Genomic DNA, 15,448 nt, shown 5'->3' with positions numbered 1-15,448 from the left:
GCCCAGTCGTTGTCGCAAGTGTACGGTTGGTTGGCCGCCGTCGTCGGCACTGCCCTCGTCTCGTTATACTATCTCGTCGTCTGGTGGACCGTCGGCCGGGACCCGCCGGCCGGTGCGGTGAAGCCGGAGTTCGTCCCACCGCCCGACCTGTCGCCGTCGCTCGCACGCTACATCCTTCGACGCGGCATCACCGGAGACGACTTGCGCGGGTTCACGGCCGCGGCGGTCGACCTCGCGGTCAAGGGAATCGTCGTCGTCGAGGAGTTTCCCAAGGAGATCCGGATCACCCGGACGGCCGCATCGGTTCCAGCCGACATCGGGGCCGGCGAACGGGCGATCGCCGAACGGCTTCCCAGGTCGACCTCTTTCCAACTCGTCGACAGCTCGGGCCACCGTCCTACGATGTTCGGCCTCGGGTTCCTGATGAATTCCGACTACCGCCGGTTCCACACCGCTGTCGCCCGTGACAACCACGGGCGCTATTTCGTGTCCACCGGCCGTTTCATGCTGTACGGCATCACGGCTAGCATCATCGTATTTGTAATGGTTGCAATCATTGGACCGCATAATGAAATCGACCTAGGTTCGAGCATATTTATCACCTTTTGCTTCATAGTTGGCCAATGGGGATTGCGATACGTGATTAGAATTTTTCTTGAGGCTGAAAGTATTGTTGATGGAATCGTCCTTTTATTTCCAATGGTATATTTTTCCGGATTGCTCTGTGCTGTCATTCTCGGTTGGAACGAAGCAGTTGGTCGGGTCTTATCGGACCCTTCCAAGCTGCCGCTTCCCGTGCCCGTCGGCCTCCTGCTCGCGATCAACGGAGCCTTCTACTTTCTGAAGAGTGCGCCCACCGAACTCGGCCGACAGGCCCTCGACCGTTTGCAGGGTCTGAAACTCTACCTCTCCGCAACCGAAATCGAGCGGAACTCCATTGCCGGAGCTCCGGCGGTGACGCCGAGGATCTACGAGACGTTGCTGCCCTACGCCATTGCTCTCGAGGTCGAACGGCCTTGGTCCGAAGCCCTCGAGGCCCATCTCCGCGCGACGGCGGGCCCGGCCGCGGCCGACTCCTACCGCCCTGCGTGGTTCCCCCGATCGCATCGGAACAGCGGCAGCATCGCCGAACGCATCGGCGTCCCTCTCGGTGACGTATACGCGGCGGTCTTTCCTCCGTGGGGGCGCTGGTTCTGAGGCCGGCGGAGCAGCGGCGGCAAGAGATTGCGTTGTCGGCCAGGATCTCCCGATCCTCGCCACACCGAGGCGGCATGGGGCCGGTGGTCGATTCCGTCCGACGCGGCCTCCGCCTTCGCCCGCCTCACCCTTCGCCGACGCCCTTGGCCTCCTGCCACAGCGCTTCCATCTCGGCGAGGTCGGCGTCGGCCGGGGTGCGGCCGGTGCGGGCGAGGGCGGCTTCGATGTGGGCGAAGCGGCGGCGGAACTTGAGGTTGGTGCGCCGGAGCGCGCTGTCCGGGTCGACCTTCAGGTGGCGGCCGAGGTTGGCGAGCGCGAACAGCACGTCGCCGAGTTCGGCCTCGACCCGGTCGGCCGCCGCGCCGGCGTCGACCTCGGCCTCCAACTCGTCGATCTCCTCCCGGATCTTGGCGATGACCGCCTTCGGGTCGTTCCAGTCGAAGCCGACCGAGCCGGCACGATCCTGCAGCTTGACCGCCGCGGCGAGGCCGGGGAGGGCGGCCGGCACGTCGGCGAGCAGTCCGCCCTCCTCCGTCGGCAGGCCGGCGGCGGCGCGGCGGGCGCGGCGCTCGGCCTTCTCCTCGGCCTTGATCCGGCTCCACTGGCCCTTGGCCATCTCCGGTGATCGCGCGTCCTCGGGCCCGAACACGTGGGGATGGCGGCGGATCATCTTGCCGGTGATCGCCTCGACCACGTCCGGAAAGGCGAACGCACCTTCCTCCTCGGCGATGCGGGCGTGGAAGACGACCTGGAGCAGGAGGTCGCCGAGTTCGTCGCAGAGGTCGGCCCGGTCGCCGCGCGCGATGGCGTCGGCGACCTCGTGGGCCTCCTCGACCGTGTAGGGCGCGATCGTCTCGAAGGTCTGCACCACGTCCCAGGCGCAGCCCGTCGCGGGATCGCGCAGGCGCTCCATGATGGCGATCAGCGTTTCGATGTCGCGACCGGGTCGCATGGGCGGCGCTCTCCACTCGGGCAGGGTTCGGGGATCCGCGACGACCTCTATCAGGTCGACGGCACCGCGGCGACCGCCGTTTCCACCGTGCCGGCGGTGCAGGGTCTGGACGATGTCGCGGAACGATGTTAGCGTTTTGTTCTCATCGGAATCGAGCGGGCAGGGGGCTCGTCGGGGGTTTCACGGCAGCGACATGGCGGAATCGGCCGAGGATGACGGGGAGGAGGGTGCCGTTCGTGCGGTGGACGGATCCCGGAAGGGCACCCGGCTGCGCCGGGCCGCCCTCGCCCATCTCGAACGCTACGCGGCGTCCGAGGGTGATCTCCGCCGCGTACTGACCCGTCGGCTGGACCGTTGGGCCCGGCTCGACGCGGCCGAGGCCGAGCGCGCCGAAGGCCGCGCCTCGGACCGCCGAAACGCCGAGGAGCGCGCCGAGGCGGCTCGTCTGGTCGACGGCGTGGTGGCGCACTGCGCCGCGCTCGGGCTGGTCGACGACCGCGCCTTCGCAGGGACCAAGGTGGCGGTGGCCGGGCGCAAGGGCCACTCGCGGCGGCGCACGGCGGCGACGCTGGCGGCACGCGGCGTCGATGCCGAGGTCGCCGCAGCGGCGATCACCGATGGCGGGTCCGACGAACTGGTGCTGGCCGCCGTCTTCGCGCGCCGGCGCCGCCTCGGTCCGTTCCGATTGCGGCCGGCGGCCGACCCGGTGGCAGCCGACCGTCGCGATCTCGCTGCGCTGTGCCGGGCCGGCCATCCGCCATCGTTGGCGCGCCGGGTTCTGGCGCTCGACCGTGCCGCCGCGGAAGCGCTGGCGGCAGGCGAGGGCGGCGAAACGGAGGTGTGATCGGGGAGGGGAGCTTGTTCCCGTCCGGCGACGCCGGCAGCGAGCGCCCCGACGCCGTACCGGGCGACCGACACGCAGGCACGCTGCGACGGTCCGGGGATGTCTCGGGTTCGTCCTGCGAGCGGGCCGGGGCCGATCGGTGGAAACGGATCGTGGCCGACCGCAGACCGCCGCGTCGGTGTGCGAAGGCGAGGGGCGCGGATGCCCGGGCCGGGAAGGCGAGGCCGCAAGGCGCCCGCCCCTGCCCCGCAGCCGGCCATGTCGAACGTGGCCCCGGCCGATCGGGCGATCGCGCCGCGATGTTCCGGCTTGGTCGCGCAGCTCTCGGTACGTCTGGCTGGGCGGCGGCGAGGTGGGCCGAATACGGGTCGGTGGTGGTGCCGCGACCGATCGCTGATGCGGGGGGTCGTCCGTTCTCTGACGGCGCTCCGTGCGCGGCTGGCGTCGTCCGAACCGGGTCGCTCAGGAACCGTCTTCCTCGCGGTTGCGCTCGTAGCGCTCGGTCACCGGGAATGGCGGGAGGAAGGCCTCGCGGCGGATCGTCCAGCACTCGTAGGTCGGCACCACCTGGTCCGGCGCGTCGAGGATGCCGAGATGGACCTCGATCTCGTCGCCGCCGTCGGCGAACACCGACGATCCGCAGCGCGGGCAGAAGTGGCGGCCGGCGTAGGAGCCGGTCGTCCCGGTCACCGCGACCGAGTCCACCGGGAAGATCGCGGCGGCGTAGAACAGGGCGCCATGGTGCTTGCGGCAGTCCAGGCAGTGGCAGAGGCCGATCCGATTCGGCCGGCCCGTCGCCACCAGACGGACGTCGCCGCACAGGCATCCACCCTCGAAGTGCTCCATGACACAACACCGACATCACACCCGACCGCTCGGCCATTCCGGCGACCCCGAACGACGGTATCGGATCCGGGTTCCCGGACAAGGGCGCGGGGCGGCCGAGGATCGCATATGGGCCGGATCGTCGGGTCGGACGCCGAGCCGCCGGTGGCCGGCGGCGTCCGACCCGACGAACGGGCCGCGCGGGGCCATCGGTCTTGGTTCGCGAGGTGGCGAACGCGGCGAGAGCGGAGATGCCCAGCCCGCGGGCGCTCGTGGAAAAAAGCCCCGACGCCGATGCCTTGCGTGAGAGGATCGGCTGCGCCGTCGAACGCCGCACCAGTTCCGACGGGGGCGAGAAGAACACGATGATCGTCTGCCGCGGTTCGGCGGCCAACGGGAGCACGACCCGGAGACGAAGACCGGCTCCGTCGAGCTGCGCGTCTCGCGCCGTCGCTTCGGCAGCGCTTTCCCGAACGTCCAGCCGCCGCGTCGGATGGCGGAGAAGACGGCCGTTCGACGCCACCGACCCGTCGGAACATGCGGATCGTGTCGATGACGGCAATCGTTGGGCGCGGCATCGACACCGACGGTCGGCGCGAAGTGCCCGGCATGCGCACGGGCAAATGGCATAGGCCACGACGGCGAGAGGCCCGTGAACCATGGCCATGTCCAAAGCTCGGGAACGGATGGACACCGACCACGGTCCTCCCCTTGCGGCACATTTTCGGTTCCATAATCTTCCTTATGCGACTGGCGGGGTAATGCACGGAAAGGGTCGGCGGACGCGTCGCCCTTCGTGCCGGTTTGGCCGAAGCTGCTCGCCCGGACCGTGACAGGCGCGCCTGTGCGTGCTGGCACGCCAGTCGTTCGGCGCGTAGTCCGCTCGGCGCCGACCCTCGCCCGCGTCGTGTTCGTCGACCGCTCGGGACGGCCCGGGATCGCCCCCGGCCAGCGTCGTCCAGAGCCCGTCTCGTTCGGATCCACGGAACCGGCCGGACGTCCTCCGGCGCGATCGGCACGACGCCATGGCCCGGCACGAGCCTCCTGTCGTCCCCCTGGCCGACCGATCCTCGCCGCCTCCCGATGCGCCGAGCGGAGTTCCATGGGCGCGTCGGGAAGGCCGACCGGCCCCCGGCCCACCGGCACGCGACTGCGGCAAGTTTCCCTGGGCGGCCCGTCGGCCCGGTGGTGACAGGCGCCCCCTGCCTCTACTATCGTCCGCCGCCATGGTACGACGTTCGAGACACGACCCCGCCGAGACGCGGGCCGGCATCCTGGAGGCCGCGCGGCAGCTGTTCGACACCGTGGGCTACGACGCGACGACGATGGCCGCGGTCGCGGCCGCGGCCGGGATGTCGACTGCGAACGTCTACAAGCACTTCCCCGGCAAGATGGCCGTCCTGCACGCCCTCGCGGAGGGCTGGCTGTGCGACGTCGAGGCGCGCCTCGTCCGCTTCGACACCGGCCGTCCCGTGCGCGACGAACTGCGCTGCATCGTCGGCACGTTGGCGGCCGCCTTCTCGGAGGCGCCGTCCGGCTCGCCGCAGTTGATCGAGCTCCTGTCCGCCACGCTGTTCGACCAGCCGCCCTTCGTGCCGGAGTTCAAACGGCGCATCGCGGCACGCATCGCCACGGTGATCGCGGCCGGCATCGAGCGCGGCGAACTCGCGCCCAACGACCCGTTCGACGCGGCCGAGGACGCCATGGACGCGGTGTATCCGCTGGTCGACCCGCTGGTGTTCCTGCGCCGCCTCCACCTCGAGCCGGACATGGACGTCGACCAGCGCGTGCAGCGGTCGGTCGACTTCGTCGTGGCCGCGCTGAAGTCCCCGCTGCGCGGGTGACGCCGGAGCAGGCCGCCGCCCCTGCTCTTTCTCCGCCCGCGGCAACGGAAATTTTCCCATGTGACGGAATGGCTCCGGCTGGAAAGCTCCCGTTGGTGATCGCCATGCCAGAATGATGCGTTTTCAGAAGGTCGGTCCCGCCATTGGGGGAAGTCGATTGACGGTTCCTGTACTCGACACGCTCGCCCGGTTCGGGAAGGCTCGCGGCGGCAACGCCGTGGTCGCCTTCGTGTGCTCGCTGCCCGTGCTGTTCGGCGCGGTCGGCGCGGCGGTCGACTATTCCAATCTCGCGACCGCCCGCGCTTCTCTGCAGACCGCCGCCGATGCCGGGGCGCTCCAGGGTGCGCGCGAACTCAGGCTCGCCGGCGCGAACCGGGAAACCGTGTTGGCCGTCGCCGAAGCCCACGCCCGTCAGGCGCTCGGCGACGACCGAGCTTTCGCGTTCCAGGGCTCGGTCTCCGACGCCAAGGACAGGGTCACCGTGACGCTGACGGAGGCGGTCGACACCTATTTCCTCGCCCGCTTCGCCGGCACCGCCGATCAGGTCCAGGCCCGCGCCGAGGCGCGCGTGCTCGGCGGCGTGCCGTCCTGCGTCGTGGCGCTCGACCCGGCCTCCTCGGGTGCGATCACGGTAACGACCGCAAAGATCAGCGCTCCGCAATGCGGCGTACGCGCCAACTCGGTCGCCACCGACGCCGTCGTGACCGCGCGCAACGGCGCGATCTCGGCCGGCGTGACGTGCTCCGGCGGCGGCGTGCGCAACGGCGGCACCATCGAACCGGCCGCGCAGACCGACTGCCCGCCGACGCCCGATCCGCTCGCCGACCGGCCGCCGCCGTCGGTCGGCCCCTGCACCCACACCAACTACAACGCGATCGGGATCGCCATCCTGACGCCCGGGGTCTACTGCGGCGGCATCAAGATCCGGGCCGGCACGGTCGCCAAGTTCCTGCCCGGCAATTACATCGTCAAGGACGGCCCGCTCGAGGTCGCCAACACCGCCGTGGTCGTCGGTCTCGGCGTCGGCTTCTATCTCACCGGCGCCGGTGCGGTGTTCGACATCGCGGCCAACACCTCGATCAACCTCACGGCGCCGCTCACCGGCCCGCTCGCCGGCATGCTGTTCTTCGAGGATCGCGCCAATCCCGAGGGTACGCATCGCATCGAGAGCCGCGACGCGCCGGTCCTCCTCGGCACCTTCTACCTGCCGAAGAGCCGCCTCGAGGTCGGCGCACCGGGCGGAATCGGGTTGCTGAAGGGCCTGATCGGCGCGTTGTCGGCCTGGACGATCGTGATCGCCAAGGACATCTCGGTCGCCGACGGCCTCAACCTTACCCTCAACGCCAACTTCGACCAGACCAAGGTGCCGACGCCGAACCCGATGACGAAGGGCGACATCACCCTCGCGCGCTGACCGCGTCGGGCGTGGACGGGCAGGGCGCCGGAGCCCCCTGCCCTTCAGTGCGGTCAGGCGGCGTCGACGCAGACCTGACGCTGCTCGCCGAGGCCCTCGATGCCGAGGGTGATGACGTCGCCGGCCTTCAGGTAGAGCTGCGGCTTCTGGCCCATGCCGACGCCCGGCGGCGTGCCGGTCGAGATGATGTCGCCGGGGCGCAGGCTCATGAAGCGCGACAGGTAGGACACCAGGAAGCGCACGCCGTAGACCATGGTGGCCGAGGTGCCGTTCTGGAAGCGGTGGCCGTTGACCTCGAGCCACATCGCCAGCTTCTGCGGGTCGGCGATCTCGTCGCGGGTGGCGAGCCACGGGCCGATCGGGCCGAAGGTGTCGGCCGACTTGCCCTTGGTCCACTGGCCGTGGTGCTCGATCTGGAAGGCGCGCTCGGAGACGTCGTTGATCAGGCAGTAGCCGGCGACGTGGTCCATCGCGTCGTCTTCGGAGACGTACTTGGCCGTCTTGCCGATGACGACACCGAGTTCGACCTCCCAGTCGGTCTTGGTCGAACCGCGCGGGATCTCGATGGCGTCGTTCGGGCCGGTGATGGCCGAGGTCGCCTTCATGAAGATGATCGGCTCCGGCGGCACGGTCGCGCCGGTCTCGGCGGCGTGGTCGGAATAGTTGAGGCCGATGCAGATGAACTTGCCGGTGCCGGCGACACAGGGCCCGAAGCGCGGCGTGCCGTCGACGACCGGCAGCGACGACGGGTCGAGCGCGGCGACGGCGGCGAGGCCCTCCGGCTCCAGCACCGCGCCCGCGATGTCGGGCACGTGGGCCGAGAGGTCGCGGATGCGGCCTTCGGCGTCGATCAGGCCGGGCTTCTCCCGGCCGGGCTCACCGTAACGAACGAGTTTCATGCCTGTCCTCTCGCCTGTCGCCGGGCGGCTGTCGCGGCCGGCGGGGTCGTCCCGAGGGGGAACGGGTGGATGCGCCGGAGCGTCGCGGGACGCACCGGTGCCTCCGTGGTTTCGCGTATCAGTTCACCCAGCCGCCGTCGATGACGTGGACGGCGCCGGTGGTGTAGGTGGCGGTCGCGAGATAGACGACGAGGTCGGCGATCTCCTCCGGCGTGCCGATCCGGCCGATCGGCTGACGGGCGATGAAGGCGGCGCGAGCGGCCTCGTAGTCGCCCTGGGCGCGCAGGCGGTCGTGCAGCGACGGGCTGTCGACCGTACCTGGGCAGATCGCGTTGCAGCGAATGCCCTTGGCGACGTAGTCGGCCGCCACCGCCTTGGTGAGGCCGATCACGGCGGCCTTGGTGGTGCCGTAGATGAAGCGGTTCGGCACGCCCTTCACGCTGGAGGCGACCGACGACATGTTGACGATCGACCCGTCGCCCTTGGCCAGCATGCCCGGCAGCACCGCGCGGATGGTGCGGATCATCGACTTGACGTTGAGGTCGTAGGCGAAGTCGACGTCCTTGTCCTGGACGTCGAGGATGGTGCCGCCGTGGACGACGCCGGCGCAGTTGAACAGCACGTCGACCGGTCCGACCTTGCCGACCACCTCGGCGACCGAGCCGTCGTCGAGCACGTTCATGAACGCGGTCTCGACGCCGGCGTCGGCGGCCAGCGCCTCGAGGGCCGCGGCGTTGACGTCGGTGGCGACCACGCGCCCGCCCGCCGCCGCGAAGGCGATCGCCGCGGCGCGGCCGATGCCCTGCCCCGCCGCGGTCACCAGGATCGTCTTGCCGTCGAGTTTCATCTATCGGTCCCCGCCATGGTCTGTCGTCGGAAGGCTCGCGGCGAAGCGGGCGTTGAGCCGGTCCACGAACGGACCGGCCGGCCCGCCGGCGGTCAGCGCCTCGTTGACCAGTTCGGCCGCCTCGTGCTGGAAGGTCATATACCCGTCGTGGCGCGGGCGCACCCAGGCACCCTCGAGCGTCGCCCGCGTGCCGCGGTAGAAGCCGCCCGCCGCGGCGTCGACGGCCGCATCGTCCCAGGCCGCCGCGTGGCCCGGTTGGCCGCCGCCGGCGGCGTAGACGCCGCGCTGGGCCGCGCCGGAGGCGACGAAATAGGCGAAGTTGACCGCCGCCTCCCTGTCGTTCCGCAGCGCCGACACCGCGATGCCGGTGCCGCCGAGCGCCGACCCCACGGGCGGGCGGCCGGCGTCCGTCGGCATGTCGGCGAAGGCGAGGCGGCGGGCGCGGAAGCCCTCGCGGGCATAGGAGACGTAGCCGTAGATCAGCGGCGCGCACCAGATCGCCGCCTCCGGCTCCGCCATCGCCTCGAACACCGCGATCGGGTCCATCGTGAAGCAGGCCGGGTCGACCGCGGCGGCGAGCGCGCGCAGCCGCTCCAGCACGGCGATGCCGGCGTCGCGGTCGATCAGCACCGGCCCGGTGTCGGAGCAGGGCGTGCCGGCGTGGGCGGCGAGGGTGAAGAAGCTCATCAGCGAGTGCGGCGGCCGGAGCGGGATCGCGACCCGCCCTGCCCGCGCCAGCGCCGCGACGGCCTCGAAGCTCGTCGCCGGGCCGTCGAGCCGATCGGGCCGGTAGGCCTGCACCTGCGTCGCCGCGTCGATCGGCAGGGCCCACTGCCGGCCGCGCCAGGCGTAGCTGGCGAAGGAGCGCCCGACCGTGCCGGCGGCGATCGCCGCGAGGTCGGCGTCGCGGCCGACGCCGTCGAGCGGGGCGAGGCAGCCGTCGGCGGTGACCCGGCCGACGTGCGGGTGGTCGATCACGATCAGGTCGTAGCGCCGGGCGAGGTCCTCGACCGGGAAGGACTCGAAGTCCTGCAGCGAGCGGGCGTCCCAGGTCACCTCGACGCCGGTCCGGGCGCGATAGTCGGCGGCGGCCGCGACCATCGGGTCGAGCCCGCGCGGGTGGTTCCAGGTCATGCCGCGGAGTCGGGTCGCCATCACGCCGGCTTCCGGTCGACGATCAGGATGTGGTCGGCGGCGAGGACGACCTCGCCGCGCTGGTTGAGCACCTCGCAGCGCTCGACCACCCTGCCCTTGTCGGCGCGCTTCGGATCGTCCTCCTTGGCCGCGATGGTGACGCGGGTGCGGATGGTGTCGCCGATGAAGACGGGCCGCACGAAGCGCAGCCGGTCGTAGCCGTAGGAGAAGGCGACCGGGTTGATCACCGTCGCGGTCAGGCCGACGCCGATCGCGAACACCATGGTGCCGTGGGCGATGCGCTGGCCGAACGGCAGCGTCCTGGCGAACTCCGCGTCCATGTGGTGCGGGAAGAAATCGCCGGTATGGCCTGCGTGGACGACGAAATCCGTTTCGGTGATCGTCCGGCCGGTGGTGACGCGGACGTGGCCGAGCGCGTAGTCCTCGTAATGGATGACCTGTTCCATGGGGCGTCCCGTCAGGGCTTGGCGGCGAGCGGCGTCGCCGGCCGCGCGCTCGAGTCGAACAGCGCCTCGACGAGCGCCATGGTGGTCCAGGCGTCCTCGACGGAGCCGACGAGGCGGTCGTCCTCGCCGGCGGCGAAGCGCTGCAGGTTGGCCATCCGGCCGACGAAGGCGTCCGGGAACCATCCGCCGGCGAGCGGAACCTCGACCCAGTCCCCGGCACCGGCCGGGCGGATCCAGAGTTCGTCCGGCTCGCCGCGGGGATAGTCGAGCAACAGGCCGAGCTTCAGGTGGGCGGCGCCGTCGAGGCCGTCGATCCGGATCTCGGCGACCTGGTTGCGTCGGCCGAAGCCGTGGTCGTGGTTGACCGAGAGCGTGCAGCGCAGCCGGTCGCCGTAGTCGAGGATGGCGCTGGTGCGGGTCTGCGCCATCTCCGAACGCGGGTGGCCGAGCGTGCGGGCGTGGACCCCGAGCGGATCGCCGACGAGGCTGCGGATCAGGTCGAGATAGTGGATCGAGTGCACCGCGAGTTCGACCCGCGGCAGCCCCTTCAGAAAGGCGAACAGGTGCCAGGGCGTGTGGATCGCGAGGTGGACCTCGACGTCGACCACCTCGCCGAGGAGGCCGCGCGAGATCGCGTCGGCGAGGGCGAGGCACTGCGGTGCGAAGCGGAGCTGGAAGTTCACCGCGGCGACGAGGCGCTTCTCCCGGCAGATCGCCAGGATCTCCGAGGCCTCGCCGAGGTCGCGGCCCATCGGCTTCTGGATCAGCACGGCGGCGCCGTCCGGCAGCGCCCGCAGCACGGCGGCGTGCGCGCCGGGCGGCGTCGCGACGTCGAACACCGCGCCCGGCTCGGCCGCCGCCTCGGCGAGGTCGGCGTAGACCCGCGGCACGCCGAAGCGGCCGGCGAGCGTCGCCGCGCGGTCGCGGTCGAGGTCGTAGAGACCGGCAATCGGCAGGCCGGCCTTGCGGAAGGCGGGAAAATGGGCGTCGCCGACCACCGAGCCGGCGCCGATCGTCACGATCGGGGCGGGCCGCGACGGCATCGGCCAGGATTGGCGCAGACTGGCGGGGTCGAAGGGCATCGGCGCGGCTCCGCGGCGGCGGACGGGATCAGTCGACGTGGAAGACCTCGTCCATCTCCGCCCACCATTCGCCCGGGCGCCGGGTCTCGAACGGGCGCTGGCAAGGCCCGCACAGCGCCCACCATTCCCGCGTCGTCGCGTCGGCGGCGATCGCCGCCATGTCGGCGTCGAAGTCGGTGCCGTGGTACTCGAAGAAGGCGAAGAGCAGGTTCTCCGGCTCCTTCAGGAAGATCGAGTAGTTGCGGATGTTCGAGGCCGCGATCCGCGCCAGCACAGCCGGCCAGACGGCGGCAAGCAGGCGGCGGTATTCGGCGACCTTGTCGGGCGCGAGCCCGATCACCTGGCCGTGGCGCGTCATCTGCCCTCTCCTCCGCGAGGGCGTCTTGCCGCGCCCCCTTCCCCACTCATCGGTGGATGGATTATTCATGGATAAGCGGCGATACCCGCATCGTCAAGCGACGGTGCCCGCCGCCGCAGCGCTCCGGCGAGGATCCATGACCGCCGTCGACGACACCGAACGCTACCGCGCGCCCGCGCTCGACAAGGGCCTCGACATCCTCGAGCTGCTCGCCGACATCGAGGGTGGGCTGACCCAGGCCGAGATCGCCAAGGCGCTGCAGCGCACGCCCAACGAGATCTACCGGATGCTCGACCGGCTGGTGCGGCGCGGCTACGTCGGCCGCACCGACGGCGACCGCTACGAGCTGACGCTGAAGCTGTTCGCCCTCGCCCACCGCCACCCGCCGATGCGCCGACTGGTCGCCCAGGCGATGCCGCATCTGAGGGCCTTCACCCGGCGCTCGCTCCAGGCCTGCCACCTCGCGGTGTTCGACCGCGGCCGCGTCGTCGTGATCGCCCAGGTGGAATCGCCGGGCTACTACGGCCTGTCGATCCGCGTCGGGGCGACGGTCGGGCTCTACAACACCGGGTCCGGCCACGTGTTGCTCGCCTTCCGCTCGCCGGCCGAGCGCGCCCTGATGGCGGCGGAGTACGAGCGCACCGTCGACGACACCGGCGAGCCCGGCCACGTCGCGGACCGGCTGGTCCAGGTCCGCGCGCGCGGCTACGAGGCGGTGCCGAGTTGGCAGACCGCCGGCGTGCACAATCTCTCCGCCCCGGTCCTCGGCCCCGACGGCAGCGCCATCGCCGCCCTCACCTGCCCTTACCTCGCCCCCCTCAACCAACCCACGGCGCCCGACATGCCGCAGACCATCCACCTGCTCCTGGAGGCCGCCGGGGCGATCTCGGCCCTGATGGGCGGTCCGGCGTCCGCGGCGGGCGACCCCGCCGGGGGCTGACGCGGGGCCAACGCCCCTCCTTCTCCCGCAAGGGGAGAAGGAACGCACACCGACATTCGTATTTGAACACCTCCTTCAAATATGGTCTGATCCCTCCACCGTAGACGGGCCGGGAGGCCCGGCGCGCGGGGAGGAGCTTGCCCATGACCATCCTCGACACCCACCTGCACGTGATCGACCGCGGGCGGCTCGCCTATCCCTGGCTCGCCGGCGTGCCGGCGCTCGACCACGACTTCTCCTACGACGTCTACGCGCGCGAGGCCCGCCGCGTCGGCATCACCGACGTGCTGCACATGGAGGTCGACGTCGCCGAGGACGACATCGGCCGCGAGATCGAGATGGTCGCCGGGCTCCAGGCCCGGCCGGACTCGCTGGTGCGCGGCGCCATCGCCGCCTGCCGGCCGGAGAGCCCGGAATTCCCGGCCTTCCTGGAGGCCGCCCGCGCCAATCCGGTGGTGAAGGGCTTTCGCCGGGTGCTGCACGTGGTACCGGACGACGTCTCCGAGGGCGCCGTGTTCCGCGACAACATCGCCCGGCTCGCCGGCACCGGCCTGCCCTTCGACGTCGTCGTGCGCGCCGACCAGATCCCCAAGGCGATCGCCCTCGCCGACGCCGCGCCGAACGTCCAGTTCGTGCTCGACCACTGCGGCGTTCCCGCGGTCAAGGACCGCGCCGAGCATCCGTGGCGCGAGCACGTCGCCGAGATCGCCCGCCGGCCCAACGTCGCCGCCAAGATCTCCGGTGTGATCGCCTACGCCGACCCGGCCGGCTGGACGCTGGCCGACCTCCGCCCCTTCGTCGAGCACGTGATCGGCGCCTTCGGCTGGCACCGCGTCGTCTGGGGCAGCGACTGGCCGGTGGTGACGCTCGGCGGCACGCTGTCGACCTGGGTCGCCGCCACCCACGCGCTGATCGCGGGCTGCAGCGAGCACGAGCGCACCGCCCTCCTCCACCGCAACGCCCGCCGCATCTGGAACCTCCCGGCCTGATCCGGCCGCTACGGGAAGCCGCGCCGCCACCATGACCGAAGACGCCTCCGCCGCCGCCGAGCCCGGCCTGCTCGACGGCCTCGTCGTGCTCGACATGAGCCAGTTCCTGTCCGGCCCCTTCGCCGCGCTCCGCCTCCAGGACCTCGGCGCGCGCGTGATCAAGATCGAGCGGCCGGACGGTGGCGACCTCTGCCGCCGGCTCTATCTGTCGGACACCGAGATCGGCGGCGATTCCACGCTGTTCCACGCCATCAATCGCGGCAAGCAGAGCTTCGCCGCCGACTTCAAGGATCCCGCCGACCTCGCGGCGATCCGGGCTTTGGTCGCCCGCGCAGACGTGGTGATCCAGAATTTCCGCCCCGGCGTGATCGCCCGCCTCGGTCTCGACCACGCGGCCGCCGCCGCGATCAACCCGCGGCTCGTCTACGCCTCGATCACCGGCTGGGGCGACGACGGCCCGTGGCGCGGCCGGCCGGGTCAGGACCTGCTCGCCCAGGCGCGCTCGGGCGTCATGTGGCTGAACGGCGACGACGACCAGGGTCCGGTGCCCTTCGGCCTCGCGATCGCGGACCTGCTCGCCGGCAACGCCATCGTCCAGGGCGTGCTCGCCGCCCTCGTCCGCCGCGGCCTCACGGGACGCGGCGCCCATGTCGAGACCAGCCTGATCGAGGCGCTGGTCGACTTCCAGTTCGAGGTGCTGACCACCCACCTCAACGACGGCGGCCGGATCCCCAAGCGCTCGGGCTTCCGCAACGCCCACGCCTATCTCTCGGCGCCCTACGGCGTCTACCGCACCGCCGACGGCTGGCTGGCACTGGCGATGACACCGCTCGACCGGCTCGCCGACCTGCTCGGGATGCCCGGCCTCGCCGGTCTCGCCGCCGACGCCGCCTTCAAGCGCCGCGACGAGATCAAGCGCGCCGTCGCCGATCGTTTCGCCGAGGCGACCACCGCCGATTGGCTGGCGATCCTGGAGCCGGCCGACGTCTGGTGCGCCGAGGTGCTCGATTGGCCGGCGCTGTTCGCGAGCGAAGGCTTCCGCGGCCTCGACATGCTGCAGACGGTGGCGCGCGGCGACGGTGTCGCGATCCGGACCACCGCGGCGCCGCTCCGGGTCGACGGGCGGCGTCCGAAGGGTGCGGCGGCGGCACCGCGGATCGGCGAGCACACCGCGGCGATCCGGGCCGAGTTCGGGCTCTCCTGAACGCGCTTGCGCGCGCCCGCGCGACCGGCCATAGCTCCGCGGCCCATTCTTCCCACGGAGACGATCCGATGAGCATCACCCGCATCGACACCGGCGCGCGCATGAGCGGCGCCGTCGTCCACAACGGCACCGTCTATCTCGCCGGCCAGGTCGGCGAGCCCGGCTCCGACGTCAAGGAGCAGGCTCGTCAGGCGCTCGCCGAGGTCGACCGCCTGCTCGCCGCCGCCGGCACCGACAAGAGCCGGATCCTGCAAACCATCGTCTGGCTCGCCGACATCGCCGACTTCGCCGCCATGAACGAGGTTTGGGAGAGCTGGGTCGTTCCCGGCCAGACCCCGGCCCGCGCCACCGGCGAGGCCAAGCTGGCGACCCCGGACTACAAGGTCGAGTTCATCGTCACCGCCGCCCTGCCCTGAGCCGGTGGCGCTCTCGCGCGGAAACGGAACGGCCGG

16 protein-coding genes are annotated in these 15,448 nt (G+C 71.2%); 8 read left to right on the top strand and 8 right to left on the bottom strand.

All coding sequences use genetic code 11. From position 1 onward, the window contains the following. Positions 1-30: 30 nt before the first annotated feature. Positions 31-1,197: a DUF2207 family protein gene (locus tag EDD54_RS03020; protein ID WP_165644320.1), complete on the top strand. Its 1,167-nt coding sequence runs from the start codon at positions 31-33 to the stop codon at positions 1,195-1,197. A gap of 124 nt (positions 1,198-1,321) precedes the next feature. On the opposite strand, the gene mazG is transcribed toward EDD54_RS03020, so the two are convergent. Then, positions 1,322-2,149: a nucleoside triphosphate pyrophosphohydrolase gene (mazG, locus tag EDD54_RS03015; RefSeq protein ID WP_126536702.1), complete on the bottom strand. Its 828-nt coding sequence runs from the start codon at positions 2,147-2,149 to the stop codon at positions 1,322-1,324. A gap of 112 nt (positions 2,150-2,261) precedes the next feature. Here mazG and EDD54_RS03010 point away from each other — a divergent pair, with 112 nt between their 5' ends. Continuing rightward, complete coding sequence (locus EDD54_RS03010; RefSeq protein WP_165644319.1) at positions 2,262-2,993, top strand: regulatory protein RecX; 732 nt, start codon at positions 2,262-2,264, stop codon at positions 2,991-2,993. Between the two features lie 462 nt (positions 2,994-3,455). Here EDD54_RS03010 and EDD54_RS03005 read toward each other — a convergent pair whose 3' ends face one another. After that, positions 3,456-3,839 carry a GFA family protein gene (locus tag EDD54_RS03005; RefSeq protein WP_126536706.1) on the bottom strand — a complete coding sequence of 128 codons (384 nt, stop codon included), beginning with the start codon at positions 3,837-3,839 and terminating at the stop codon, positions 3,456-3,458. 1,205 nt (positions 3,840-5,044) lie between these two features. Here EDD54_RS03005 and EDD54_RS03000 point away from each other — a divergent pair. Then, a complete protein-coding gene (locus EDD54_RS03000; RefSeq protein ID WP_126536708.1) occupies positions 5,045-5,662 on the top strand; it encodes a TetR/AcrR family transcriptional regulator in 618 nt (205 codons plus the stop codon). Positions 5,663-5,819: 157 nt separating this feature from the next. Next, the gene (locus EDD54_RS02995; protein ID WP_165644318.1) at positions 5,820-7,076 is read left to right on the top strand and encodes a TadE/TadG family type IV pilus assembly protein; all 1,257 of its coding nucleotides are present in this window, start codon (positions 5,820-5,822) and stop codon (positions 7,074-7,076) included. Between the two features lie 53 nt (positions 7,077-7,129). Here EDD54_RS02995 and EDD54_RS02990 read toward each other — a convergent pair whose 3' ends face one another. The 6 genes from EDD54_RS02990 to EDD54_RS02965 all read right to left on the bottom strand — a co-directional run bounded on the left by EDD54_RS02990 (position 7,130) and on the right by EDD54_RS02965 (position 11,863). Continuing rightward, positions 7,130-7,975, bottom strand: coding sequence for a fumarylacetoacetate hydrolase family protein (locus tag EDD54_RS02990; protein WP_126536712.1), 846 nt, complete (start codon positions 7,973-7,975; stop codon positions 7,130-7,132). 118 nt (positions 7,976-8,093) lie between these two features. After that, positions 8,094-8,822 (bottom strand): SDR family oxidoreductase, encoded by a 729-nt coding sequence (locus tag EDD54_RS02985; protein ID WP_126536714.1) that lies wholly within the window; start codon positions 8,820-8,822, stop codon positions 8,094-8,096. Further along, entirely contained in the window at positions 8,823-9,977 is a 1,155-nt protein-coding gene (locus EDD54_RS02980) for an extracellular solute-binding protein (protein WP_126536716.1), read from the bottom strand. After that, the gene (locus tag EDD54_RS02975) at positions 9,977-10,423 is read right to left on the bottom strand and encodes a MaoC family dehydratase (RefSeq protein ID WP_126536718.1); all 447 of its coding nucleotides are present in this window, start codon (positions 10,421-10,423) and stop codon (positions 9,977-9,979) included. Before EDD54_RS02975 ends, EDD54_RS02980 begins: the two co-directional genes overlap by 1 nt. Before the next feature lie 11 nt (positions 10,424-10,434). Then, positions 10,435-11,505: a Gfo/Idh/MocA family protein gene (locus EDD54_RS02970; RefSeq protein WP_126536720.1), complete on the bottom strand. Its 1,071-nt coding sequence runs from the start codon at positions 11,503-11,505 to the stop codon at positions 10,435-10,437. A gap of 28 nt (positions 11,506-11,533) precedes the next feature. Then, positions 11,534-11,863, bottom strand: coding sequence for an L-rhamnose mutarotase (locus EDD54_RS02965; RefSeq protein ID WP_126536722.1), 330 nt, complete (start codon positions 11,861-11,863; stop codon positions 11,534-11,536). Between the two features lie 136 nt (positions 11,864-11,999). On the opposite strand from EDD54_RS02965, the gene EDD54_RS02960 reads away from it, so the two are divergent. The 4 genes from EDD54_RS02960 to EDD54_RS02945 all read left to right on the top strand — a co-directional run bounded on the left by EDD54_RS02960 (position 12,000) and on the right by EDD54_RS02945 (position 15,412). Further along, positions 12,000-12,803 carry an IclR family transcriptional regulator gene (locus tag EDD54_RS02960; RefSeq protein ID WP_126536724.1) on the top strand — a complete coding sequence of 268 codons (804 nt, stop codon included), beginning with the start codon at positions 12,000-12,002 and terminating at the stop codon, positions 12,801-12,803. Between the two features lie 143 nt (positions 12,804-12,946). Further along, a complete protein-coding gene (locus EDD54_RS02955; protein ID WP_126536726.1) occupies positions 12,947-13,792 on the top strand; it encodes an amidohydrolase family protein in 846 nt (281 codons plus the stop codon). A gap of 31 nt (positions 13,793-13,823) precedes the next feature. Next, positions 13,824-14,996, top strand: coding sequence for a CaiB/BaiF CoA transferase family protein (locus EDD54_RS02950; protein WP_126536728.1), 1,173 nt, complete (start codon positions 13,824-13,826; stop codon positions 14,994-14,996). A 68-nt stretch (positions 14,997-15,064) separates the two neighbouring features. After that, positions 15,065-15,412, top strand: a complete 348-nt coding sequence (locus tag EDD54_RS02945) for a RidA family protein (protein WP_126536730.1) — start codon at positions 15,065-15,067, stop codon at positions 15,410-15,412. The last annotated feature ends 36 nt before the right edge of the window (positions 15,413-15,448 follow it).

This window comes from Oharaeibacter diazotrophicus, from assembly GCF_004362745.1.
GTDB lineage: Bacteria > Pseudomonadota > Alphaproteobacteria > Rhizobiales > Pleomorphomonadaceae > Oharaeibacter > Oharaeibacter diazotrophicus.
Note: the sequence above shows the minus strand (reverse complement) of the source record. Positions and strands in the feature narration are given on the sequence as shown.